This window comes from Chitinophaga nivalis (genome assembly GCF_025989125.1).
GTDB classification, from domain to species: domain Bacteria; phylum Bacteroidota; class Bacteroidia; order Chitinophagales; family Chitinophagaceae; genus Chitinophaga; species Chitinophaga nivalis.
This window is the reverse complement of sequence record NZ_JAPDNR010000001.1, coordinates 2,617,153-2,642,730: the sequence shown is the minus strand read 5'-3', so window position 1 is coordinate 2,642,730 and position 25,578 is coordinate 2,617,153. Positions and strand designations below refer to the sequence as shown.

Here is a 25,578-nt window from a genome sequence, read left to right as displayed (position 1 = left end):
TTTTAACAGGAGATTTTTATGCATACAGAAAATATTATCACCTCGGGAAAGCCTATAACCGCTGCTTCGAAAGCGTTGATCCTGGTACATGGCAGAGGTGCTTCGGCAACAGATATCCTGTCACTCGCCAACTGGTTCCCGGTGGATGACTTTGCGTTACTGGCGCCTCAGGCTACCAATCATTCCTGGTACCCGCAGTCCTTCCTGGCTCCGCCGGCACAGAATGAGCCGTGGCTGTCTTCCGCACTGGATCTGCTAAAAAAGATGACAGACGGATTGCAACAACAGGGCATCGCCCGCGAGCATATTTACTTTATGGGATTTTCTCAGGGCGCCTGTCTGACCCTCGAATTCATCGCCAGAAATGCCGCAAGATATGGCGGCGCGGTTGCCTTCACAGGAGGCCTGATTGGCGATCAGGTTTACCCGGAAAACTATACCGGAACATTTGCGGGCATGCCGGTTTTCATTGGCAGTTCTAACCCCGATTTTCATGTACCCGTGCAACGGGTACATGAATCAACTGCTTTATTGCAGGCAATGGGCGCCCATGTAACAGAAAAAATCTACGATGATATGGGACATACGATTATCGAAGATGAGATCAGACTGGCTAATGAACTAATATTCAGCTAACCGCTATTTCTTTTTATGCATGGTGCTGCGCACTTTGCTCAAAAATTCAGGCGATACTCCCAGGTAACGGGCAATCTGGTTCTGTGGTACACGCTGTACCACCTGGGGGTATTTCTCGATAAAAGCCAGGTACCGCTGTTCGGCAGTTTGCGAAACAAGGCTGTGGAAACGCTTCTGCAGCGCAAAGAGTGATCTTTGTATCAACAGGCGAAACAACGTTTCAAACTTGGGTATTTTTTCATACAGCGTTGCTTTGCTTTTATAGTCAATTATCAGCAACTCACAATCTTCCAGTGATTCGATAAACATATTGGAAGGCGTCTGTTCTGTAAAACTGTACGGATCACTTACCCACCAATCTTCTATGGCAAAGGAAAGTATGGTTTCTGTACCATCATCACTCAGATAATAGGTCCGAATACATCCTTTGACAATATACGCCTCAAAATCGCAGATGTCGTTTTCCTGCAACAGGTAAGTACGCTTTCTCACCCGCCTGAATTTCAGCAGGGAATGAAATACTTCCCGCTCTTCTGGTGTAAGTGATATAATACGGTCAACGTATTGGTCAATCTGTTCAAACATAGTTTATTAAAGATAAGATATTCGTGTTTGTGCTGCTCCGGCCACCGGACAAAAGCAACGGGCAGGTATTACCCAACCACACATACATTCCATATCTAAATAGTTACCAATGCAATGTAGCCATTTTTACAGCAACAACATTTTATGATATCCCGTAATTTTATGGCATTTCAATCGGTATCCTGTAATGGAATATCAAATGATTCAGACGGATAATTTATAAATAAACTCTTCTATTTCTGCTTGCCGGGCATTGGCAAATCCCCTATCGGTTCCTGTTTTCACAAAACCACATTTCTCTAACACCTTTTGTGAACCATAATTATCGAATGCCACCCGGCCACGTATAGGCCTTATTTTTTCGATTTTCAAAAAGTCTTGCAGCGCCATAGTACCAATTCCCTGTCCCCAGTATTTCCGATCTATCCAATAAGTAATCTCCGCCTCACCTTCCATCATAAATTTTGCAATACTCCCTACGATTTCATCATTCACACTGATGGTACACATATGGATGGTCGGGTCAAATAAAAATTTGGAATACTTCTCTATATAGGCATTTTTGTCGCTGGGATCTTTAGCCGTGAAAGCCGCTAAATAATTGGCTTCTTTATCCAACTGAAATTGAAAAAATGTGTTTAAATCATCCTTTTCCGTGATAGTTAATGTGACAGGTGTGTTTTTCATGATCGTGAAATTTTAAGTGGCAATATTATTTTAAAGTCAACGTACAACGATTACTATTAGGTAGAAGGCTGGAAACGGGGTGTAAGATAAAACCTGTAACCCATTTTATGCCGGCGGAATGTCCACCGGCGATGTACAAAATAAATGTAGCATTTTTTCAGGATGCCGACCTGAAAAAGATAGCGCTGTTCATACCAGTTATTTACATTCAATGGCAGATTTTTACAATTTTCCCGCAATAGCAAGGACTAGTTTTGCCTTATCATTTAAAATCATCCATCATGCTATTGAGGTATTATACCAGGCGATGTTTATGGCAGCTTGCCTGCATACTATTGGCCATACCGGCTTTCAGCCGTCCCATAACGGACCGGCGCAAATTACTTCCTGATAAATCTCCCATCATGCACACGCACATTACCACAACAGAAAAATTCGTTATCGCAAAACTATTTATCCAGCCGGTATCCATCGAAGAATTCCGGCAGGCCCTGGAAACATTGGCCATACAAACGAGAAAAGAGCCGGGTTGTATAGATTACACGTATTATCCGGAACCAGGCGTAGCAGGCGCATTTACCTTGATAGAACACTATCGGAATCAGGAAAGCCTTCAACATCATTTCCTGCAACCCTACCTGGCCGCATTTGTTAAAAAGATGGAAGGATGGAAATCGAAGGATCTACAGGTTTATTTTCTATCGATCGAGCCGGATGCATTAAAAGAGGGTAAATAAAAATGCTGATTCCTGCCCGCTGGAGACAGAATCGCAACGGGTTTATCACCGAAAAACCGTCTGCAGGCTTTGATGAAGTGCGACTGATCATAATATCCGAAATCGAATGCCACCGGCAGATAATTGCTGATCTCGCGGAATAAAAGATGTTTTAAGGTATTATTCAGGCGCGCCGTCTGTTGAAATGATTTGGGGGTGACGCCTATGTAGTTGATAAAAAGCCGCTCAAACTGGCGATAGCTGCTGCCCAGGCTGGCGCTGAAAGTAATCAGATCAGGCAGCTCCCGATTGTAATACAACTGCCTCACGGCTTCGTCTACCAGGGTATGCGGGCGATGATAGTTGTTTAAAAGCCGCAGCAGAAAATCCCAGATCAATGCCAGCTGCTGTGACAAGCTGTTACTATTGTATAAACTTTCCGTCAGCCTTTTACCTTCGTCTCCATAAAGCATATTTATATCCGGAAACTGTTCCGTGATAGCCGCCACCGGAGAAGGACAGAAATGCCGGATGGCGCCTGCTTTAAACCGCACGGCAATAAAGCTATGCGTATGGTTGATCCGTGCTTTATAATACTGATGGCGGATACAATAAATCGTATGAACAGGAGGGGTATAAAAGGTACTATCCTTTGCAACAATGGTCATAGGTGCTTTGAGCTGAAAAATCATTTCCGCACCGGTGCCTGCGGCCATTGTAGGCTGTGCATCCCCAGCAGCCATCCCTTCACAGGTCCAGCAGCGGTCGATATATGGGCGCAGCTGCGGCGGCGGCTGATAAGACGTTTTCTTTAGCAGGACATCCATATTATAAAGTTAAAATTTACCTGTAGTATAATAAAATGCAACAGGCATTACACCACGGATAGCTGCCGTTAATAAGGTAACCTTTTCTATTAGTCTGTTCAAAGTCCATCAACAAGTAAACTCCCCCTGGTCTTCACCTGAGGGGAGTTTTTTATTATAGGAAGCATGATGGACAAAGATCACCCGTGCGGACAGGCAACTGTACAATTTCTCGTTCCACACAGATCAGGTCTTACCGTAGTCGGCCCCGTAGGTCCTATTATTGTAGTAGGACCGGTAGGACTGATAGTAGTAGGGCCGGTGGGACTGGTCGTAGTAGGAGCAGTAGGTCCGTCGCCACCGTGAATGAACTGTGCATCATCCGTGGTTAAACGCGAAATGGTCAGCATTTTCAGCGTTAATTTTTTTGTCGTTTTCTTTTTCATACTAAAAGGGTTAAAATACTTAAAACAGTTATTATAATACGGTAATGGATATACGATTTTAATACCACCACTGCCTGACCAGCATCAGGCAGTGGTAGTTGCATGTGGGGAAACTATCAGCCTCAGTCACATGGGTAACCGGCGCCGCCACAGGAGATAGTAGTATTGCCACCACATCCATCGCAGATCCAAACAGAAGAAGTCGGTCTGGGAGCTCCACCTTTGATGGTTTCCGGATTAATTAATTGCAGATTTGCCACTGCTAATTTCTTTAAATTCAACTTTTTTGATACTTTCTTTTTCATAACTGATTATTGTTTTTGAGTAAAAGAATAAACATCCCCAGCCGCCTCCAGCAAGGCAGTACAGGTGATAGAACGATATAGTATTTTCAGGTGATTATTTTGATACCGCGTGATCTAACGGAGAAATTTTACACAAAAACAAAGCAGCATAAGCAAATAATTCTTTCTCTCTTTATATATAAACCTTTAAGCAAATGAATGGGTTTACTTGTTAAACAATAAACAGGGTTCTTTACAGCGTCTGGCCAGGAAGCACACCGGCTTCATAACGGGGACAGTCAATATCCATACAAATATGGTGCTTTCAGGGGTTTCTCATTTGATATAAATTACCTGATTATTGACCGATTTTAGCCAGTTGGAGTGATAGGGTATTTGGGTGTGCTGATGGATATTATCGCTTGATAAAGTAAAATCAATCTTTACAAATCAAACGGGCAACCTTTCAGTAAGGTTGCCCGTTTTTATTTTTTATAAAGTGATGATTACTGCGAAATAACAATCGCCTTTGATATCGATTGGCTTCCATCCCTCCAGGAAATATAATAATATCCCGGTTGAATACCACTTAAGTTAAACTGTGTTTTACCACTCCCCGGCGTGGCTGGTATTACTCTTAATATATCGCCAGCCAGGTTCAATAAAAAAAGTTTTGCCTCGTTGGATACCGGGTGATCTATCCAGGTATATCCTACCGCCGGATTAGGATAGAAACGTAATGGCGCTGCTTCACCCAGATAGGTAAATCCATCCAGCGAACTGGTAAAATTAAATCTGGAAGACACATCTACTGCACCATTGCCACCATTACCTACTACTGCACTGATCACACTATCTGATATTACCCGGAAAGCAGCAGCCGGCACCCCACCAAAGGAAACAGCCGTAGCATTACGGAAACCCTTTCCTGTTATAGTGATAGTAGCCCCAGCTGCGCCGCTTGCAGGTGTAAACCCGGCAACAGTAATGGCAATAGAATCATTGAGGAAGATGAACCCACTTCGTTTACCCGTTGCTCCCGTTGGTAAGGCTATCATTACGTCTCCACTGGCGCCTTTTCCTACAGTAGCCCGTATCAGGTTATCTGTCACCACAGTGAACGATGTAGCGGTTTGTCCGCCAAAGATTACATGGGTAGCACCACTAAAGGAACGCCCCCTGATCATAACGATACTACCTTCCTGCGCGGTTGCCGGTGTGAAACTATCGATGATCGGTTGCGGGAGGAAAGTAAAGCCCTGTGCCTCCGATCTCTGGTCACCAGCTATTACAGTAACCGCTCCTGAAGCTCCGGGTCCAACAACCGCCGTCACCATCGCTGATGATACCAGCTCAAAGCTGCTGGCAGACACTCCTCCAAACTGTACATCCGTTATATCATGGAAATCACTGCCATAAATAAAGACAGTGCCTCCTGTGGTGGCCCTGGCAGGACTGAAGTTCCAGACAATTATCCCGGGCGAGCGGTAGGTGAACCCGCTTCGTGTTACTTCATTACCAGTCCTCAACAATACCGATACCTCTCCGGATGCACCGTCGCCCACCACGGCAGTAATGACACTATCCGAAAGTAATTTCATCGAAGCGGCATATGCACCACCAAACGTTACCGCGTATGCTTTTTGCAGATCCTGTCCATAAATCGTCACCGTTTCTCCTTTTGCCGCAATAGCCGGACTGAAATGGGTAATGACAGGATTCGGCTCGATAAAGGTAAATTCACTCAGTGTATCGGTTCCCCAATAGCCGGTAACTTTTACAGGACCGGTTGCACCCTCGCCGACGGTCACCGTTATCACACTGTCGGATAAAGCAGTGAGATTCTTTGTGGCGGCGCCTCCTAAAAACACTTCATAAACACCAGACAAGCCAGTGCCTTTGATCGTAATAGTTTTACCGGATTTAGCAGCCATTGGGCTAAAACCGGTAATCTTAGGCGCAGGATAGATAAATCCGAAAGCCCCCCATTCTGCACTGCCCCCTGGTGAGGTAATCCTGACGGTACCCGCTGCGCCTTTCCCTAATACCGCTGTTACTGTGTTGTCTGACAGTACACGTATGGAAGTGGCAGCAACACCACCAAAAGAGACAGCGTTCACCCATTGCAAATTATAACCACTGAGCGTAATAGTATCACCTTCACGTCCCTGGTAAGGGATAACATCTGATAATACCGGCAGTGGTGTTTTGAATATAAAACCACTATGGGTAGCCGTTCCTGCAGGTGATTGCACGTCGATATTGCCAGACTTACCATCTCCTACGATCGCTTTCAGGGTAGAATCATTTATGACAATGAAATTTTTTGCAGCTACGCCGCCAAAGGATACACTGGTAACGAGGTCGAGCTGTTGTCCTTTAATGGTTACCGTATCCAGTTTCGTTGCAACGGCAGGGGTGAAAGCAGCTATCACAGGAACCGGTGGCAGGTAAGTAAAACCTGGCAGCGAATCTTTTTTGATTTCGCCAGCTACCACAACATGACCACTATTACCGCCGCCAACAATAGCGGTGACTACACTATCAGATACGATGGTAAATGACTGGGCAGGCATGCCTCCAAAAGTAACAGCTTTGGTGCCGGTAAGGAATTTACCGGTAATGGTTACTTTGGTCCGGCGTGTACCGCTGGCCGGTGAAAACCTGGTTAAAACCGGGGTTTCCGGAATAAATACAAAACTATCTTTGGAAGCAACGCCAACTGGTGTCACTACCGCTACTATTCCATTGTTGCCATAAGCTACAACAGCAGTGATAGTCGTATCATTCAACACCTGGAAGCTGGTTGCAGGACGGCCTCCAAAGGATACGCCGGTAGCTCCTGTAAACCGCTGACCGGAAATGGTAACCACGCTATTATGTTTCGCGGAATCAGGCGTGAAAGACCGGATAACCGGTTGTAATGCGGCATTCATCTTATTGAGATAAACCGATACCGTACCATCCATATCAGCGGTAGCAATATCTGGTTTGCCATCTGCATTCAGGTCAGAGATCACGATAGATGCGGGCCTTCCATCAGCGGTGTAATCGATTCTCGGTGCAAACGAAAGTTGGTTATTATCAGACAGGTTCCGGAATACGGTGATCTTCTTATCATTGCCGCCGGGCACGGCCAGATCCGGCTTCCCATCGCCATCCAGGTCGCCGACAGCTATTTTGTCAAAGGTATAACCTAACGGCAATTCAATCCGGGTTCCCATTACAATGTTACCCGGTGTGGCGTTATTTTTATGGATAGCAAGCGTATTACTATTCAGACTAGTAATCAGTTCGGGTTTGTTGTCGCCATCGAGATCTACTGCCCACACCCGATACGTCATACCGTGGATTTCATCCCGTTTGCCCAATGAAATAATTCCTCTCAGGGAATTATTGGTATAGATAACAACGCCTCCATCTCCGGGTGCAGCCGTTAGGATCTCCCTCCTACCGTCACCATCCATATCGCAGATCGTTGCCGCAAAGGCGCCAAAACTAAAGCCCATGTAACCCAGCTCCTCCAGTTTCATCGTTGAATCGGTGCTGATATTGCGACCAATCCTTGCTGATTTGCCATTAAGACTCATTACATATACATCCGGCCTGCCATCACCATCTATATCACCGGTTGTCATACGGTTATCTGCAAGACTAATAAGCTCCAACATTTTATGTGTATCAAAACTGATCTTACCCGGAACAGAAATATTTCTGGACACGCCGACCGAGAGGAAGTCTGCTCCCTGTGATACTACCAGATCCCGGTTACCATCACCATCCATGTCGGTGAGTTCCGCATCTGTAATACTTATGCCAATAGGCGTGGTTTGAACAGCGCCAAATGTTGCACCTCCCTTATTTTGGAGTACGGATTTCACGCCACTCCCATGCACATATGCCGCAACGAGATCTACCTGCTGATCTCCATCCAGGTCGTGTGCCTGCAGGTTAGCGGGAAAACTACCTATCTGATAACTGGCACTTTTAACAAATGAACCAGCATTTAACACGCCACCAGCAAAAGTGACTGTGAAGGCCTTTGAAGCCTGCGCTGTCAGTCCATTAGCCGTCACGGTAATGGGCTGATGCGATGCGCCCAATGGTACGCTTACTGTCAGAGTAGTATCTGTAGCCTCCAGCACAACCGCCCGTACCGCGCCAAAATAAACGGTGTTTTTGTCGGGGGTGGTATGGAAGTAGCGTCCACGGATTGTTACCCGGGTACCAATATTACCTTTATCGGGTGTAAAACCTGTAATCTGCGGACTGCCTGGCAAACAAATGAAACCACTCCTGCTACCGGTGCCTGTAGGAGATGTGAGCGTCACCTCTCCGCTTGCCCCTTTGCCCACTATCACGATCATTTTTTTATCTGACAGGATAATAACGGAATCCGCAGGTACACCTCCGAACTTCACGCTGGATACATGGGTGAAATACTTTCCGGTGATGGTGACCGCCGCACCGCTATTTGCCGGCTGTGGTGTAAAGGAAGTAATCTCCGGCGGTGGCGGAATAAATGTAAAACCGCTGATGGAATCAACACCATCATTTCCATAAATGTAAATATTACCGCTGGCGCCATCTCCCACTACGGCCTTTACGGTGGTAGGGGACAAGGCTTTTGTATAGGAAGCGTCTACTTGTTCCGGTGATCTACCAAACGCTATCAGATACGCGGAGTTTAGTCCGCTACCGGTAATGGTAATTGTATCTCCGATTTTTCCGGATGCCGGCGTAAAGGCAGTAATGTGCGGCGGGCTAACAAAGCCCGCTAACGTGGCAGTACCATATGGCGTAGTTACATGTACATAACCAGTTTTTCCGGCAGCAACTACGGCCTTGATGACGCTATCAGCCAGCACTTTATATGCCGCCACGGAAATTCCCCCCAGCCCAACAGCTGTCGCTCCGATAAAATGCTTACCCCGGATGATAACCGTATCTCCTGCTATCGCCCTGTTTGGCGTGATGGTGGAGATCAATGGTTCTTTATGTTTTGCAGCATTATTTTTATAGATAGATAGCCGGTGCTTTGTGTAAGCATAGTTTATACCTATCAGATCCGGCTTTCCATCTCCGTTAAGATCGCCCGATGTAATACCTGCAATATACTCCTTGATGAAAACACCGGTAGCAAGACTTATTTGTCCATTGCTACTGGTATTTTTGAACAAGGTAATGCCCTCGTTACCCACTGCAACATCCAGCAAATTGTCACCATCAAAATCAGCTACTGTCAGGAAGCCGGCATTTCTTCCGATATGGGCTGTTATGCGATCAGTAAAAGCTATTTTACCTGGTCTGCTATTATTTTTGAAGATGCCGACCTCTTTATTGAACAGGAATATCAGGTCTGGTTTATTATCACCGTCCATATCTTTCAGCAAGACTTCTGATGAACCGCCATCGATGCGGAGGTTTTGAAACGGTGCAAATGACAAGTGGCCGGGAGTACTGGTATTACGCAATATAGAAATGAAGTGGCCTGCACTGTTGGGAAGCATAATATCCGGGCGCCCGTCGCCGTCCACATCTGCGATGGTAATGCCGTTACAGAATCCGGCAATCAGAACATCTGTGATAGCACGCAATGATACGCCATCGCGCGTACCTTGATTAGCATAAATCCTCAGTTGTTGAGCAGATGTGGATCCGGTCACCAGCTCTGCGCTGCCATCGCCGTCGAGGTCCGCTGCCGCCATGGCTGTCACCTTGCCGCTATTGAATCGCTGATCTTCATAAAAACTAATATTACCAATGGTACTGGTGTTACGGAATATGCCGATATCATTGCCATAAAGACTTTCCGCCGCCACATCACTGAGTCCGTCTCCATTGAAATCCGCCACTGCAGCTATCTGGCTGTCATATCCTCCATAGAAATCCTTTTTAGCATCGAAGGATACGACGCCATAACTGCCATTATTCCGGAAAACAGAAAACGAACGGTCATATTTACGGGTGAGGAAAATATCAGGCAGGCTATCGCCATCCAGGTCTGTAATAAAAATATTACTTATGCTGGCAACTCCATCTATTTGAATAGGAGCAGCAAATGAACCGGCAGTCAATGCGCTGTCTGTACCCTGAAAAGTGGGCAGGAACGCATTCGCCGTATAGGCAATCAAACCATCGCTGGCCACCGAAATAGGTTCCGGTAATGCCCCGGTAGGTACCGCTACCACTAGTGTTCCGGTAGTAGCAGATTTCACGACAGCCTTTGTAGCACCAAAGTATACAATATTCCGAAGCGGATCAGTATTGAAATTGGCGCCGTTTATCGTCACCAGGCTACCAGCTGCGCCACTTGCAGGACTAAAGCTATGGATGATCGGGCCATTGTAGAAATAGTTATAGGTAGCAGTATGTGTCTCGTTACTCACGGCTACGGTCCATTTACCGGGAGCGAAAGCACCTGTCGTTGCCGTGATAACCGTATCTGCTTCCACTGTGTAGGTAGTAGCCGCAACATTCCCGATAGTAACGGCAGTTATACCGGAAAACTTAGCGCCACTGATACGTACAGTAGCCCCGTTACTACTTCTTGCCGGCGTGATGGCAGTAATAAAAGGCGTGGAAGTATAAGTGAAGCCCTCTTTCACCGCAGTACCTGCGGCGTTGGTAACCATCACTTTCCCGTTATTACCATTACCAGGTATGGCGGTAATCGTTGTTGGCGAAACAATAGTAAAGGAAGTAGCCGGCACTCCTCCGAAAGATACCGCAGTCACCTTATTGAAGTTATTACCCGTAATGGTAATCGTGGTACTGTTGTCTCCCGCCATTGGGGCTACCTGTATAATAGCAGGAAAATCGCTATAGCTGAATCCGGATTTACTGTCGGTACCATAGGCTGTAGTAACAACAATATCTCCTGTAGCCCCGCTGCCAACAATGGCAATCAGTCTTCCCGGACTGACACCCCCAAAGGTATCTGCCGGTACGCCGCCGATTGTAATGGCTTTGATATGGGCGAAATTATAGCCGTAAATATGGATAGTATCCCCACTGCGTGCCGATAAGGGTGTAAAGCTGCTGATAACAGGGGTTGCTTTGACCACAAATCCATTATATACTGCGGAATCATTTGTGTTGAAAACTTTGATATCACCACTGTACCCTGCTCCTACCACGGCACTGATACTCACAGCCGTATTAATCCGGAAAAAGCTGGCAGGCTCTCCGCCAAAAGTGACGTTGGTGGTATTATCCAGGTTAACCCCTTCGATGAGAATAGTATCTCCGGTTTTCGCTGCTAGTGGCGTAACTTTCCGGATAACGGGTTGTTCGTTGAAAACGAAGCCGCCAATACTACTGGTACCAATAGGCGTAGTTACGGTTATATTACCAGATTGTCCTTTGCCAACATAGGCAATGATGGTATCGGCATTTACTACCCGGAAAGAATCTGCCGGAGTGCCCCCAAATGTTACACTGGTAGCATAATCGAAACTGGATCCGATAATCATAGTGGCTTCTCCACGACCACTGGTGGCGGGCGTAAAACGCTGCACCTCAGGTATTTTTCCGGTATGCAGCAAACTAATGACCGTGCTACCTGCAGTAACGATATCCGGACTGTTATCCAGGTTAATATCTCCCACGATCAGCTGCTGACCATTTCCACCGGATGGAACCTGTACAAATGGCAGGAAACTGATATTCCCTCCCTGGTCACTCCCGTTGAGAGCCAGTAGTACCGGCCCCTGTGCCGCACGGTTGCTGAGGGCGAGATCCAGGTTTCTATCCCCATTGAAATCAGTCAGCTGTATATCATTCATAGCCACACCCACTGGAATGGTTTGTACCGTTGTATAGTCCGTCTGCCCGTTGACGTTTTGCGCACGTATAATAGACAGGGACTGAGAGCCGGCATTACCAACAATGATCTCCTGCACATAATCGTTGTTAAGATCAGCAACCTTCACACAAACGGGTTGTTGTCCTACGGCTACCGTTTTAACCGGTGCAAAAGACATCGCATTGTATTCGCTGGTGTTGATAAGAATGGAGATAGTATTGTCTGTTTCATTTACCGAGATGATATCCGGCCTGCCATCCCGGTCGATATCCCAGCGAAGCAGGTATCCATTGCCCCGGCCAACCTCTACACTGTCTGTGCTGGCAAATTGGATGTTCCCATAGGTGCTCTTGTTTTTGTAAAAACGTATCTGATTGGTAGCCGTAAGAATCGCCATATCAGACAACTTATCTTTATCGAAGTCACCGATCTGTATTCCCAGCGGGATAGTACCCAATGGGACAGACAGTTCCCTGAACTGCAGGTTTCCCTTAACGGAGGTATTCATAAAAATGGAGACCGTTCCTTTCCCACTGGCCACCACAATATCTCTCAATCCATCATTATCGATATCTTCCAGTACCATTCCTTTAGGATCTGCTATCGTGTTGCTGACAGCATTGTATTGGTATTCAGCCGGACCCTCTGTCTCCATCTTGTTATGTAAAATAAAAAGTTCATTTTTTTGTCCGTTGGCGGCACATTGAACGCCAACAATATCCGGCTTTCCATCCGCATCCATATCACATAGACCTGCATACCTGGTAAAACCTGTTGACAGCGTATATTCGCCACTGTTAGTATAACTATGGGAAGCTACATTGATCCAATTTGTTCTGGGTGTAAAAGGATTTGCCGAATAACTGGTATACCCATTATAACTGACAGACACCGGACCATATCCCGTACCATGCGGAACAATTACCTCTAAGCCAAACATGCCGACAGATTTTACATAAGCTTTTGCAGGCCCAAAATAGACGGTATGGGCAGGAGGATTGCTTCCAAAACCATTACCGAAAATAGTCACAGTTCCTCCGGTATAATCGGCAAGTGGCGCAAATCCATCTATGGAAACATACTGGGCATAAGACTGTAGGAATGCTATTGTAGGGATCAACAACAGCAAAAAACGCTTCAATTGATTCATGAGTATAGTTACTAGGTATTGGGCAATTCTTAAATGATGGGCAAAAGTAATTGAAGTTTAGGATTTTAAAAGTGACTGCACAGTAAATAGTAGCTCCTGATTGCCGGTAGTGTACAGGAACCGGATATTTTCTGATCTATCACAGATGGATTGAATTTATCTTGATAACTGCTCCTGTACTTATTCCTATAGTGGTGTGCTATTGATTTTCCATTATGAATATAGAAAGAGACGTTTTCAAAAACACTTAGAAACAGTCATTTGCAAACTTAATTTTCCATATTTTATTTTCGTGTTAAAGAAATGACACACTTTAACTAATAACAAAAAAATAATACCAGATAAAAGGTATTATCTCTCCAGTGAGAGAACACTATCAATTTTTAAATCTGAAAATTTATGCCGTGTTATAGCATTTAACCTTTCTACCTTTAATACGGAAATGCTACTTTGCTCTTACCTGAAGCTCCACTTGCTCATTCCATGTCTTACAGTTTATCCATCCACTTTCCAATTCAAACCACTATGAAAAGTAAAAAGTTCACCGGTATTCCACTTCAAAGAAATCAATTGCAATCGATCAAGGGCGGTGTCAGCGTGACACAGTCGCTTTGCCTATGGTGCAATGCATTAAACATGGCTGTATGCTGCCCGTCGACAGGCACTCGTGCAGCATGTTGCCCTCCGCGGCCTGCAAATTGATCTTATTACCTTAACAACAAGGCTATCTCCACAAGTAAGGCTATGATGACCAAGCTGCGGGAGATAGCCTTTATTATATACCACTCCTATTGCTATGTATAGCAGCTTGCTACCATCTCCCCCGCAACAAACAGCCTATACTCCCCTCTCAACTTGCAGGTACATTGCAGGCGAAATGCTTATTTTTGTTGACACATACCAGTAACCACGTATCATTTATTTATATCTGTCCTTCATTTCCAAGCGTATGGAAGTGCTACAAAAGCGATAGCAGCGGTACAACAAACAGGCTCAGGGCTATTATCAAAACATCAGCATCCCATTCATATTCAAATTTTGTCCACAAAATTGTTATTCCATGGATATCCAAGCTGCTATGCTGAAAGCTTATAATGAGCCGTTCAGTATTGAAACTGTTACATTAGGAGCACCTGCAGACGAGGAAATACTAGTCAGGCTCGTTGCTACCGGTATCTGTCATACCGATGTTGCCGTACAGGAAGGCGTATATCCCTTTCCGGTACCCGCCATCCTGGGACATGAAGGCGCCGGCATCGTCACTGCAGTGGGTAAACAGGTGACCTCCCTCCAACCCGGCGATCAGGTAGTACTTTCATTTTTAAACTGTGGCGCCTGCAGTAGCTGCGCCACCGGGCATCCAGCCTATTGCGATCAGTTGTTCCCACTCAATTTATCCGGGCGAAGAGATGATGGCACCACCCCTTATCAACATGGGGAGGAAACAATCAATGGCCTGTTTTTCCATCAATCTTCCTTTGCTACCCATACCATTACACATTTCCGCAATGCCGTTAAAGTACCCCAGGATGTGCCACTGGCATCTCTTGGGCCCCTGGGCTGTAGTATTCAGACAGGTATCGGCACCATCCTGCATACCATCAAGCCCGATAAAGGGAGCAGTATACTCATTTGTGGCGTGGGTCCGGTAGGACTGGCAGCCGTCATCGGAGCACATCTGGCGCAATGCCGGGAAATTATTGCCGTAGATCAACATGCCGACAGACTGGACCTGGCCGTGGAGCTGGGCGCCACACATACCTGCCTGACAACCGATCAACCATTGGCTGATTACCTGCGTGAAAAGTGGCCCAACGGCGTCCATCATATTGTGGACACCACCGGTCATCCCGACATTATCAGCCAGTCTTTCCTGTCGCTGTTGCCACGGGGAATCCTCGCACTACTGGGTTTGCGGACATTAGACAGCCAGCTCACACTGCCTTATTTTCTGCTAAGTATGGGCAGAACTGTTACCGGGGTGTTGGAAGGCGATTGCCGGCCACATGAAATGATTCCTAAACTGGTGGCATTATATCAGGCCGGTCAGCTACCTATTGACAAGATGATCACGCAATACCCGCTCGCAGATATCAACCGTGCCGTCGCTGATCTGAAGGCAGGTAAAATCATCAAAGCAGTTATTCTCATGTAAATACTATAAACACCCCTTATGCATCCCAAAGAAAAGTTTGAACAGTTCAAACAAAATCCTGCCAACATCACCAGCGCCATACTCGATACCTTCTTCGATGAGTTACCTCCTGTTACGGTAGAAACACTCATCGGAGACTGGAAAGGCGGACATTTTAATTTCCAGTCCAATGAAGTACGCCAGCAACTGGAAGCGATGCGGTGGTATGGCAAATCCTTACGTGCGGCCAATACTGCCTACCCGCTTATTTGTTTGAACGCACAGGACGAACCATATACCTTTGCCGATATGGGCGCCGCTTCTCTTCGTATGATATTATTCCGGAATCAGGTGACCGCAGCAATGATATATGACAACTATCCCATCATTGATTATTTCCATCAGGTAGACGAGCATACACTCATCGGCATCATGGAAGGAAAGGTATTTCTGGAAGAAGGCGAACATTTTTATTTTTTCCTGGAAAGGATTTAAATGTGATGACATGATACATTATCCCTTTTCCTTTTTATTACATCCTGAGATCGGTCATATTCACGAGGAAGTGGCTTCCTGGATTGCCACCTTCCCGATTTCAAATGAAGATAAGGAAAGGGTGATGGTGTCGAAATTTGAATACCTGCCGGCGAGAGCATTTGCGGATACTTCTGCGGAAAAGTTAAGCCTGTTTTGCCGGCTGTCGCTATTCTTCTTTCTGAATGATGACCTATACGATCATTGCCCGCAAACGATTGTGGAACCTATATACCGGCAATACATTGCCATTATGGAGGGAAATAATCCCGAAAAAAAAGTGAACTGGTTATGTGATCAGCTCCTGCTATTCAGAGAATCACTACAACCCTATGTTTCCCACAACTGGTATAACAGGTTTCATCAGCATTTCCAGGAATATCTCTTATTATCCATACAAGAAAATAATTTCAGAATAGCGCATCATTTTCCGGATCTGGATCATTATTTATCCTGGCGACAGGAAGCAGGCGCTATGCTATTATGCATTGATTACATTGAAGTAGCACAAGGCAAAGAGCTGGATGAAACCATACGGCAACATCCACTGGTAGCAGCTATTATTGTAGCTACCAACAATATTTCTATTCTTTGTAATGATATTTACTCCTTGTCCAAAGAGATCCATACAGAAGTATTTAACTATGCACTGATATACCAGCATGAAAACCATTGTGACTTAAACGTCGCCTACCAAAACCTGAGAGATAAACATGATGCGGAAGTGGATACATTCATGCAGCTTAGAAGCGCACTAACCCAATCCGATATCTGGAACGAGGAACTAAATAGCTATGTGGTTGGGTTGGAGAAATGGATGCACGCCAATTTAACCTGGATGGTAGCAGATTCCGGAAGATATGGACAGGCGGGGCGCAAAAAGCATTAGCACAGCATAACCATCTGCCCTCTATCATATTCCTTCAACATAAAACCCGTAACGCTATAAAGCGTTACGGGTTTTATTATTTATAGATGCCTGTTATATCCGTTATATCATAAGAAGAGATGCACGAACAGTTACCACCATTAAACCGCTTCAATAGAATAACGTACAGCTTCTTCTTTTCTGTCGTACTGGGAAATCATAATATATCCGTCTTTAGCCGGGAATACATGAGTTTCCACGCCATCCTTTACTAAAGGAAAACTACGGGTCACCTGCTTTTTATTTACATCGTAGATATGCACGTTTTTAAGATCTGATATTACCAGGTAAACAGACTTTGTTTCAGGTGCATTAACCGTGAAGAAGGATTTCTGATCGTACAAATACATTCCCGGACCAGACATGGTTCTGCCATGTTTCACCGCAATTTCCTTTTCATAGGATAACTCGCCTTTGACATTTTGTTTCAATACCATCACGTCTCTCACCTGAAATCTGTGAATAGCTCCCTGAAAAAGAAGCATAGGCAGCAATCCACCCGGACTGATAAAGCGTCTTACAGCTGACCCGGCAAAGTAGGTATTACCATAGTAATCCCTGAAGGAAGGACCATAAACGCCATAGTAACCATTAGCCAGTAGCTGTCCGTTAGTGGTAGCTACTTTACTGTCTCCTGTATTCCAATAGTTGTAGCTTGCCTTGATATCCTTTTTCTGGTATCCTTCCAGACTAACATTGAACATGCCAATAAAAGGGCCTTTAGTAAGCTTGGCAAAGGTTGCATATTTATGGCCTCTCCGGGGATTAATAATACTACCGGAAAGATAAGGTTTACCGGTCACCGGATCATTTTCAAAATTTGCTACTTTCAAGGATTCACCCTTAGGCGTTTTGAGCGCGTATTTAGGAATCACCACACCGTTATCCAGATGGTATCCAATTACTTCATAACCACCTTCCTGCATTTTCTCCCGTTGCTTCATCAGGAAGTACACATCATGGCCTGATGTCAGCATAGAAAATTCTTGCGGGCGTTCTTCCACATTTTTCTCCAGGGTGAGCTTTCCGTTTTTATCAAACACTAACAGGTGATTACTCTTATCGTCGCCATAGAAGGCCACAAAACCCAGTCCGCTCACATTTTGTATGCGCAGATCATGTTTCAACCCTGCTCTACCCAACTCAAATTTATCTTGTTCAAATATTTCTCTAACTCTGACACTCAATTTGCGGAAATGACTATTGATAATCTTTCCTTCCAAACTAATAAACTGTGTTTGTATGGCCAGATAAGCGGTAGGCATCGCCCTGTTTACCTCTCCGCGGTGTGCCAGGCCGGAACCGATCAGGTTACTCTTGGTATAGGCCAACGCCAGTACATTTTCCTCTGCCGTTACACTACGCAGATTCAACTTGGTGTCCCTGAAATTCACGACCCCGATATCATTCAGGTTTTCATCCATCATGGTGATCCGGTAGTTAAAAGAGTCTTTACTCGCTTTCTCCAACTCTGTAAACACCAAATAGCCCACCAGGCTATTATTCTGATAGATGGTTTTAATTTTCGAAGAAATCTGCGCCCCTACCTGCTTGAACACTTTCGACTGGGCATGTACCGCAACGGATAAAGGCAATAGCAACGATGCTATAATAAATCGTTTCATAATAATCTGGTTCTATAACTGAAAAGCGGAATAATTACTTTTTTATAAATGGCTGGGCATATTCCAGATACATACTGGCGCCATGTTTACCGGCAAACTCCTGTGCTAACCTGGCTTTATCTGTTTCTGCAGCCTGCTGAATAAATTGATGCAACAGGGTCTTAAAGTCACGCTCCTGCACAGATAGTCCCTTCCAGAAGGCAGCACCATACAATACCTTACAGTGTTGTTCCAGCTGTTCACGGGGAATTTTTTCCAACAAGGTCTGTAAATCGAAATAAGCAGGAGAAACAGATTCCCTGGATTTCACATCAATAGCACTAAACCGGCGCAGCTCCTGGTCGGCTTTAAACAGATGCGTCATCACATTATAAAACATGAAGTCGTACCAGGTATCGGACGCACCATTATCTTTTGCCCGCATGATCCGGTACAAACAAGCAGCCATATTGCCCTGGCAATACATATTCCATAGCAATATCTTCTCTGCTCTGTCTTTGATAGAGGGCGGTACAGGCGTTACGGTACTATCTGCACTTTTTAGATGCAGCGTATGTTTGTAGCGCTCCCCGCAATCCGGATGTGTTTTTAAGGAATCCCGGCGTGCACTGTTTTCTTCGGCGTGATAGCCACTACGTGCAGACAACCCTTTGGTTTGTTTTCTTATCCAGCTATCTTCTACGGTAAGATTATAAGCCTCGAAATATTTTTTTACCGGCTGTATCAAGGGTAGCTGATATTCCATATCGGCACTATCCAATCGTAAAAACACCTGCGGGTCAAATGCAATTTTACTGTTCCTGAGCAGCACAATAGCGAGAGAGTCTGCATCACTTTCATGATATCGCTGGTGTCGGTTTCTATCAAAAGAATATTCTTCAAAGATTTTTTTCAACCGCGTTAACCGCTCATATTTGGAGTCCAGTATAGATTTGAGGGATTCTTTATATTCATCAGAAGTTAACCATTCTGCTCTTTTTTTCATCGCCTCTTCCGGATGCTGCATGATATTATGCGCCAGCTCATGTGCAATGACCAGTGCCAGTTCTTCCCGTGACCTGACATACGTGAGTAAGCCCATATTAATCGCCAGCACGCCATTCCCTACTGCATAGGCATTAACGGACGCACTTCTGTCCAGCAGCAAAAAAGGTTTTACCGGAATAGCATGCTTGTTCCCTGTTATCAGCTGATCCACAATACCAGCTACATAGGAAACAATTTCCTGATCATATACATAGTTATCGTCCGTGATAGCTTTACTGATAAATTCAGTTCTGCTATCCCAGATCTCCCTATACTTTCTCTGGGTAGCTTTTCCCCGATAGATACCGGGACACTCCCAGGCTTTAGTGAGTGAATCTTTTTGTTGCTTATAATACAGGTGAGATAAATCCTGGTAGGTATAAAGTTTGGGGGATTGCGCATACAGCGCAACACTTCCTAACACTAACAGGCTTGCAGCCAGTAGTGATTTAAAAATCGGCATAGTCAGGTAAATAGTTACAGGGCGCAAAGATAATTACTCCATAGATTTTGTAACTGTCTATCCTACAGTTATTATCAAAAATCCCACGAACATGTCACAATAATTACATCATCCGATCGTATCGCGCTTTCAGGTGTACAGTATACTTATCAGGTACTATTTCATCATACATTTTTTTTTAGTTTATCCTACACCGCTTAACAATAAATTAATAGACAGTATATCATTTAAAGATCATACCCAACACTTATCTGACAAAACAAAAGCCGCATAAACACCTTCGTTTATGCGGCTTTTGTTTTATTACCTGCATCAATTAATCCTGATTCTCGAAATCTGTCCATCCAGGCCGTTATTACGTACAAACACTACTCTTACATATTCATCTTCATAAGTTCTTTCAAATGTGTCCAGCACATACTCCGGATGACTTCTTTTTACCAACACGACGCAAAAATCATCATCAGTATTGCCAGATGGGGAATCATACGTCCTGATTTCACAACCAGGTCGTACGTCATACAATTTAGCAGACCTGATCTGATCATTGTTGACTGGCCTAAAATCCTGTCCTGGTACATCCTCTACCGTTTGAACAATGCCTTGCGTAGCATTATTTCCGTCATAAAAAACAATAATACCCATAGAATAATGGTTTTTAAGTGATGAAATTATAGGATTAAAAGTGAAGTATACCGCATAGATTGACTACAGCGCCTCAGACGAAAAGCGTTTCACATAATTTCACAAAATAGTGTTACATAAACATCCACAACAGACCCGACGAAGGCCTATCATACAATAAGACTGGTTTTCCTGATATGGAACGGAATTTCAGGTAATGGTAATAAATGAAGTAAGTATGGTTTTATTTACAAAGTGGTTTCCCGGTGACACATTGGCTATCCTGATAGCATTAAAGTTAAATAAAAAACAACAATAACCCACATTTAAATATAAGGACTCCAAACCATTATTAACAAACACGCAATGCTGATTACAGCTGCAGCTGAAAGACAATTATTTTCCCATCGATTACCTTTAACAACAAATGGCTATCCGGATAATATGCATCCGCCTGTAATGCAGCATCTCTCAACAACACAGCACCTTCCAGCGAAAACAATGTCACACCCGATGCCGCGCCGAAAAACAGGATTGCCTGTAATGCCGGTATATAATGCATTTCACCTGTGAGGATATCCACATCCGGTATTTTTATTTTCCGCTCCAGTTCCGGTGTTGCACCACCTACCTGATAAAAATACACTTCACAGGGGGCATCCGGTATCGCACCCTCATCATCATCTTTCACGGGATGGAAAGTAACCGCTACTGTGGTAGCATCTATCCAGCAAACAGCCCGGTTATTGTGTTCCCAATGGCTGACATTTTTTTCTGATATCCGGTGATGATGGATAAAATGATCGATCTCATAAATACTATAGGAATCGGAGGAACCCCAACGCCAGCCGGCACTTAGAAAGTGAGTCCGATCCGGCGACATTAACAGACCGCCGAAGAAATAGTCGTACGCAGATGGCCAGGGCAATCTATTAGGCTCCTTATAATTTTCATAGAAGGCAATATGTCTTTCTTCTGCATCTACTGTAATCAATGATTTTGCAGCGGTTAATACCTGCAGGGTATCCAGGTTCATGATCTGTACGTGATTCCAGGCTACGGCATAAATGATATGCGGTATGCCCTGTGCATCTTTATATAACGCAATTGCATAACGGGATATCTCTGCATAATAATCTTCCCGCCACAGATGTATCGCCGCATATTTACCAGGATAATGAATATAGCCATGCCGCTTATAATCATTCACGATCACCACAATATTATCCAGCGTATAGATGGTTGAAGGCGCGGTCATATCAAAACCACCGTCCTGATATCCCAGACTGCTTTTTGTTGAAAACAAATGTTCACCGGGCCCACTGCCTTTATACCTGACCACCTCTCCGGAATCCATTAATGCCACACATTCGTCTGCTGCAGCTAAAGTCGCCGTCAATATCTTATTCCCTGTATCCGGGATGATTTCCTGTATTTTAACAATATTCATTTTCCGCTGTCTGTTTTTCCTGTCGGCGGCCCTTCCTCCTGATGAGCAAGAACCAGACAGGTAACTATAAAGCCGAAAAGATAGTGTATCCTGCTTATTTAACCATACGCCAGCCCCTATAAAGTAATACGGGCATTCACTTATCTGGCTGCATTCCACCACACATCCTGGTGTTGTCCGTATTGATGGATAAAATACCAAAGTTTGGCATCATAGTGCGGATTGGATGGAATAGGCGGAATATCTATACACGGCTCCAGGAAAGACTCCCGGGCACGAAACAAATGTACGCCAGCCCGGCTGGCGACAGCCCGTATCCGCTCCTCTTCCTCCGGCAACAGCCGTACATTTACACAGTTCAGCAGGGTATCCTCTGACACCACTTCCCGGAATACATTACTCAGTACGGCACTACCTGCAGGTAGCCATACCCTTGCAGGTTCATAGCCCAGATCGGCTATTACATGCTGCCACGAAGTCGCTATTTCAGCTTTTAAACAATCTATATATGCCGGTACATTAAAACCCAATGGTAACTTGATACTATCCGGCGTATGCTCCGTATATACCCGGGCGGCTATCTCCGCCTGCTCCAATGAATCGCAGGGATAGATGGTAGCCCCGAAAGATTCTGCCTGCAAGGAAAAAGGATGATAACGTTTATCCATCTGCCAGCAAAAAAGCGTACAGGCTACTTTCCGCTGCTGGCACATATATGCCAGCGCTACCTGTTCGCTGGCCGGCGGTGGACTGGCATAAACGATTTCGTTATAACCTGCTGCAGCGGTAGTCGTTAAGTAATGGTATAATGCCCGTTGTTTGGTCCCTCCTATCAGCATATCATCACGTACCACCTGTACAACACCCTGCGGCATCGCCAACGGCATAATAATAACACGGGGAGATATAGCTGCTTTAACGAGGTTTTTCATCGTTACAATTTTTTGAGGTTAATAAGCATTGATACGGTATTCCACCTGAAAACAATTACAGGATAGTATTACAATGATTGGTTTACGTTATAACACACACATGACAGGATACTTGTACGATGTAACCAGGACTGCTTAAACAGGCTGCATGCACTGGTAATGATCGGATGTATTGCGGGAAACCGTAATGGTATTTTTAATGGATAGTATACTGTGTTGAACGACAGTCATTAAATATAGGGGTATTTCCGGAATGCACAAAATATGTTCCGTCAGCCATTAAAATATATAGCTGGTTGTTTCAGACCTCCCGGTAAATCCTGTGAATGATGGTTTCCGGGGCTGTCGGGGTCTCCATTGTACCCCACGTTAACCCTCTCTTTGCCGATAACCTGGATTGACAGAACAGCTCCGCTACGGCGGGTGGCGCCACCTGTATCAATTCGATCGCCTGGATAGCCAGCGCCATTTTTTCTACGATGATCCTTGCCTTATATTCATAGCCTGCCGGATCGGTTATCAATTGTTGCAATGTCAGCAACTGTTGATCCAGTTCCTTATCCAGTCCGCGCGACTGTTGAAAATAATGCATCAGCACTTCGATACTTTGTGGTTCTTTCTGCATCGCACGCAGTACATCCAATGCCTGTATATTACCGGAACCTTCCCAGATAGCATTTACCGGTACATCGCGGTACAATCTGGGCAGAATAGACTCTTCCACATACCCGTTTCCGCCCATAGACTCCATCGCTTCTCCCAATACCAGCACTGCTCTTTTTGTATTCCAGAATTTTGCCACGGCGGTGGTGATCCGGGTAAAATACAAGGCACCTTCATCTGTGAGTGCGTCATCAAATCCTTTGGCGAGCCGCATGGCCAGGGTGGTAGCGGCTTCTGATTCCAGACAAAGATCTGCCAATACATTTTTCATCAATGGCTGATCAATCAGTTTTTTGCCAAACGTACTTCTGTGCTGACAGTGATGAATGACTTCCACCAATGCCCGTTGCAAAGTGGCTGCCGAACCAACGGCACAATCCAGCCGCGTATGCCGTACCATCTCCATAATACTGGCTACGCCGCGGCCTTCTTCTCCGATGAGTTGTGCCCACGCACCATGAAACTCTACTTCACCGGAGGCATTGGACTTATTGCCCAGCTTATCTTTTAGCCGCTGGAAAAAGAGTTTATTTTTTTCACCATCGGGTGTAAAACGAGGTACCAGCAAACAACTTAGTCCTTTGTCCGTTTGCGCCAGCACCAGAAATGCATCGCTCATCGGGGCGCTGCAAAACCATTTCCTGCCGGTGATGTGATAGATACCATTGCCCACAGGCTTCGCTATAGTGAGGTTGGCGCGTACATCGCTGCCTCCCTGCGGCTCCGTCATGGCCATCCCGATAGTGACACCTTTCTTTTCATAATAGGGTATATGCCGGGCATCGTATTCATTTGAAAGTACCAATGGTAGCCATTCCTGCGCGATGTGCGGTTCCAGTTTAAGAGAAGGTACTGCGGCAAATGTCATGGTCAGCGGACAACTGGTGCCTTCATCGATCTGCTGTTTGAGAAAAGAGAGGATACTATGTGCCAGGTAACCGCCTTCCGATGGGGTGGTCCAGGCGATGGTATGTACCTGGTGCTGTATGGCAGTTGTCATCATCTCATGGTAAGCCGGATGAAATTCTACTACATCCAGGCGGTTGCCATAACGATCGTGCGTTTTCAGCACGGGGAGGTACTTATTGGCGAGGTTACCCGCTTCCTGCATACTGTGGCTGCCCATGATATGTCCGAACGCGGTAGCCTGTTCCTGCATCCAACCAGCGCCATAGGTATGCATGAGTTGTTGCAGCACCGCATGGGTGGTAAAGGAGTTATAATCTTCCAGGGCAGGCACCTGGTTAACAGACCGGAGGAAGTCAAAATCGGAAAGCGCCATATGCAGGGTTTTTACTTCCTGAATATAGGTTATTTACGGCAAACCCACGTCCAGGTGCTGCATCCGGGCTGCAGCATATATAACTTTTTACGGATGGACTTTTATATTTTCACGCACCTTTAAAACGCCATCTGTATCCAGGTAACTTATTACGATGCCTTTTTTGAAGTTAACCAGGCTATTATGATAATACCACACTTCTTCTGATCCATATTTTTTTACTTCATCCGGATTTCCCTGTAGCTGCTGTACCTGCTCGTGCGTATCGCCGGCTTTAATGACAGGTAGCTGGTTGCCAGGCGCAGCTGCCCGCTGTAAGATAGTAGACATATCTACTACCGGAACCGCCTTCTGCTGTATAGATGCACGGCGCCATTCTATTCCCCAATTAAGCGCCATACGGCAAACTAATACGAGGAGCCCTGTGAGTACCATGGGCGCCCAGGTCGTCCATCGTTTGTCACTTTCATATTCATAGGATGGCGGATGATATCCGGGCGGTGTATCAGCTGCATCATCCTCCGGTAGCTGTCCGTTACGCAGCCAATCATCCTGTAATGCCTTGGTATTGGGGTTACGCAGCTGTTCATATGCCTGCTGTATTTCCTTGAAACGTTCTTCACAAACTTTGTCGCCGTTATTCACATCGGGGTGATATCGTTTTGACAACTTACGATAAGCAGCTTTGATCACTTCATGGGAAGAAAAATCAGCGATCTCTAAAACTTCATAATAATTAATCATGGCCTGTGGGGATATAATTGATGGAGAAGAAGATTCCCCGTATCGGCCATAAATAT

At 45.2% G+C, this 25,578-nt stretch carries 18 protein-coding genes; 5 read left to right on the top strand and 13 right to left on the bottom strand.

The features are described 5' to 3' along the window. Positions 1-18 precede the first annotated feature (18 nt). Positions 19-636 (top strand): alpha/beta hydrolase, encoded by a 618-nt coding sequence (locus OL444_RS10845; RefSeq protein WP_264733186.1) that lies wholly within the window; start codon positions 19-21, stop codon positions 634-636. Positions 637-639: 3 nt separating this feature from the next. On the opposite strand, the gene OL444_RS10840 is transcribed toward OL444_RS10845, so the two are convergent. Beyond that, positions 640-1,221: a Crp/Fnr family transcriptional regulator gene (locus OL444_RS10840; RefSeq protein ID WP_264733187.1), complete on the bottom strand. Its 582-nt coding sequence runs from the start codon at positions 1,219-1,221 to the stop codon at positions 640-642. Positions 1,222-1,425: 204 nt separating this feature from the next. Then, positions 1,426-1,908 carry a GNAT family N-acetyltransferase gene (locus tag OL444_RS10835; RefSeq protein WP_264733188.1) on the bottom strand — a complete coding sequence of 161 codons (483 nt, stop codon included), beginning with the start codon at positions 1,906-1,908 and terminating at the stop codon, positions 1,426-1,428. Positions 1,909-2,312: 404 nt separating this feature from the next. Here OL444_RS10835 and OL444_RS10830 point away from each other — a divergent pair, with 404 nt between their 5' ends. Continuing rightward, positions 2,313-2,645 carry a putative quinol monooxygenase gene (locus OL444_RS10830; RefSeq protein WP_264733189.1) on the top strand — a complete coding sequence of 111 codons (333 nt, stop codon included), beginning with the start codon at positions 2,313-2,315 and terminating at the stop codon, positions 2,643-2,645. Here the strand turns inward: OL444_RS10830 and OL444_RS10825 are convergent. From OL444_RS10825 to OL444_RS10810, 4 genes are all read right to left on the bottom strand, one after another. Continuing rightward, positions 2,600-3,451 carry a helix-turn-helix domain-containing protein gene (locus tag OL444_RS10825; protein WP_264733190.1) on the bottom strand — a complete coding sequence of 284 codons (852 nt, stop codon included), beginning with the start codon at positions 3,449-3,451 and terminating at the stop codon, positions 2,600-2,602. The two genes, OL444_RS10830 and OL444_RS10825, sit on opposite strands and share 46 nt — an antisense overlap. Before the next feature lie 179 nt (positions 3,452-3,630). Next, the gene (locus tag OL444_RS10820) at positions 3,631-3,876 is read right to left on the bottom strand and encodes a hypothetical protein (protein WP_264733191.1); all 246 of its coding nucleotides are present in this window, start codon (positions 3,874-3,876) and stop codon (positions 3,631-3,633) included. A 122-nt stretch (positions 3,877-3,998) separates the two neighbouring features. Beyond that, positions 3,999-4,181: a hypothetical protein gene (locus tag OL444_RS10815; protein WP_264733192.1), complete on the bottom strand. Its 183-nt coding sequence runs from the start codon at positions 4,179-4,181 to the stop codon at positions 3,999-4,001. 485 nt (positions 4,182-4,666) lie between these two features. After that, positions 4,667-13,117: an IPT/TIG domain-containing protein gene (locus OL444_RS10810; protein WP_264733193.1), complete on the bottom strand. Its 8,451-nt coding sequence runs from the start codon at positions 13,115-13,117 to the stop codon at positions 4,667-4,669. Positions 13,118-14,177: 1,060 nt separating this feature from the next. On the opposite strand from OL444_RS10810, the gene OL444_RS10805 reads away from it, so the two are divergent. The 3 genes from OL444_RS10805 to OL444_RS10795 are packed head-to-tail and all read left to right on the top strand — an operon-like array spanning position 14,178 to position 16,674. Beyond that, positions 14,178-15,272 carry an NAD(P)-dependent alcohol dehydrogenase gene (locus OL444_RS10805; RefSeq protein WP_264733194.1) on the top strand — a complete coding sequence of 365 codons (1,095 nt, stop codon included), beginning with the start codon at positions 14,178-14,180 and terminating at the stop codon, positions 15,270-15,272. Between the two features lie 18 nt (positions 15,273-15,290). Beyond that, entirely contained in the window at positions 15,291-15,746 is a 456-nt protein-coding gene (locus tag OL444_RS10800) for a DUF4334 domain-containing protein (RefSeq protein WP_264733195.1), read from the top strand. Positions 15,747-15,756: 10 nt separating this feature from the next. Further along, positions 15,757-16,674, top strand: coding sequence for a terpene synthase family protein (locus OL444_RS10795; protein WP_264733196.1), 918 nt, complete (start codon positions 15,757-15,759; stop codon positions 16,672-16,674). 140 nt (positions 16,675-16,814) lie between these two features. On the opposite strand, the gene OL444_RS10790 is transcribed toward OL444_RS10795, so the two are convergent. The 7 genes from OL444_RS10790 to OL444_RS10760 form a co-directional block, all read right to left on the bottom strand. After that, positions 16,815-18,338, bottom strand: a complete 1,524-nt coding sequence (locus OL444_RS10790; protein ID WP_264733197.1) for a DUF6770 family protein — start codon at positions 18,336-18,338, stop codon at positions 16,815-16,817. A gap of 34 nt (positions 18,339-18,372) precedes the next feature. Next, entirely contained in the window at positions 18,373-19,827 is a 1,455-nt protein-coding gene (locus OL444_RS10785; protein ID WP_264733198.1) for a M48 family metalloprotease, read from the bottom strand. A gap of 312 nt (positions 19,828-20,139) precedes the next feature. Further along, positions 20,140-20,472 (bottom strand): hypothetical protein, encoded by a 333-nt coding sequence (locus OL444_RS10780; protein ID WP_264733199.1) that lies wholly within the window; start codon positions 20,470-20,472, stop codon positions 20,140-20,142. Between the two features lie 352 nt (positions 20,473-20,824). After that, a complete protein-coding gene (locus tag OL444_RS10775; protein WP_264733200.1) occupies positions 20,825-21,901 on the bottom strand; it encodes a hypothetical protein in 1,077 nt (358 codons plus the stop codon). A gap of 140 nt (positions 21,902-22,041) precedes the next feature. Then, entirely contained in the window at positions 22,042-22,833 is a 792-nt protein-coding gene (locus OL444_RS10770) for a hypothetical protein (protein WP_264733201.1), read from the bottom strand. A 301-nt stretch (positions 22,834-23,134) separates the two neighbouring features. After that, positions 23,135-24,778 carry an acyl-CoA dehydrogenase family protein gene (locus tag OL444_RS10765; RefSeq protein ID WP_264733202.1) on the bottom strand — a complete coding sequence of 548 codons (1,644 nt, stop codon included), beginning with the start codon at positions 24,776-24,778 and terminating at the stop codon, positions 23,135-23,137. Positions 24,779-24,865: 87 nt separating this feature from the next. Next, positions 24,866-25,522 (bottom strand): J domain-containing protein, encoded by a 657-nt coding sequence (locus OL444_RS10760; RefSeq protein ID WP_264733203.1) that lies wholly within the window; start codon positions 25,520-25,522, stop codon positions 24,866-24,868. Between the last annotated feature and the right edge of the window lie 56 nt (positions 25,523-25,578).

What these genes read in the sequence shown, in the direction of transcription:
- OL444_RS10795 (WP_264733196.1), top strand. Translation starts at nt 15,757, where the DNA reads ATGATACATTATCCCTTTTCCTTTTTATTACATCCTGAGATCGGTCAT.
- OL444_RS10820 (WP_264733191.1), bottom strand. Translation starts at nt 3,876, where the DNA reads ATGAAAAAGAAAACGACAAAAAAATTAACGCTGAAAATGCTGACCATT.
- OL444_RS10830 (WP_264733189.1), top strand. Translation starts at nt 2,313, where the DNA reads ATGCACACGCACATTACCACAACAGAAAAATTCGTTATCGCAAAACTA.
- OL444_RS10790 (WP_264733197.1), bottom strand. Translation starts at nt 18,338, where the DNA reads ATGAAACGATTTATTATAGCATCGTTGCTATTGCCTTTATCCGTTGCG.
- OL444_RS10845 (WP_264733186.1), top strand. Translation starts at nt 19, where the DNA reads ATGCATACAGAAAATATTATCACCTCGGGAAAGCCTATAACCGCTGCT.
- OL444_RS10810 (WP_264733193.1), bottom strand. Translation starts at nt 13,117, where the DNA reads ATGAATCAATTGAAGCGTTTTTTGCTGTTGTTGATCCCTACAATAGCA.
- OL444_RS10815 (WP_264733192.1), bottom strand. Translation starts at nt 4,181, where the DNA reads ATGAAAAAGAAAGTATCAAAAAAGTTGAATTTAAAGAAATTAGCAGTG.
- OL444_RS10835 (WP_264733188.1), bottom strand. Translation starts at nt 1,908, where the DNA reads ATGAAAAACACACCTGTCACATTAACTATCACGGAAAAGGATGATTTA.
- OL444_RS10780 (WP_264733199.1), bottom strand. Translation starts at nt 20,472, where the DNA reads ATGGGTATTATTGTTTTTTATGACGGAAATAATGCTACGCAAGGCATT.
- OL444_RS10805 (WP_264733194.1), top strand. Translation starts at nt 14,178, where the DNA reads ATGGATATCCAAGCTGCTATGCTGAAAGCTTATAATGAGCCGTTCAGT.
- OL444_RS10785 (WP_264733198.1), bottom strand. Translation starts at nt 19,827, where the DNA reads ATGCCGATTTTTAAATCACTACTGGCTGCAAGCCTGTTAGTGTTAGGA.
- OL444_RS10770 (WP_264733201.1), bottom strand. Translation starts at nt 22,833, where the DNA reads ATGAAAAACCTCGTTAAAGCAGCTATATCTCCCCGTGTTATTATTATG.
- OL444_RS10800 (WP_264733195.1), top strand. Translation starts at nt 15,291, where the DNA reads ATGCATCCCAAAGAAAAGTTTGAACAGTTCAAACAAAATCCTGCCAAC.
- OL444_RS10825 (WP_264733190.1), bottom strand. Translation starts at nt 3,451, where the DNA reads ATGGATGTCCTGCTAAAGAAAACGTCTTATCAGCCGCCGCCGCAGCTG.
- OL444_RS10765 (WP_264733202.1), bottom strand. Translation starts at nt 24,778, where the DNA reads ATGGCGCTTTCCGATTTTGACTTCCTCCGGTCTGTTAACCAGGTGCCT.
- OL444_RS10840 (WP_264733187.1), bottom strand. Translation starts at nt 1,221, where the DNA reads ATGTTTGAACAGATTGACCAATACGTTGACCGTATTATATCACTTACA.
- OL444_RS10775 (WP_264733200.1), bottom strand. Translation starts at nt 21,901, where the DNA reads ATGAATATTGTTAAAATACAGGAAATCATCCCGGATACAGGGAATAAG.
- OL444_RS10760 (WP_264733203.1), bottom strand. Translation starts at nt 25,522, where the DNA reads ATGATTAATTATTATGAAGTTTTAGAGATCGCTGATTTTTCTTCCCAT.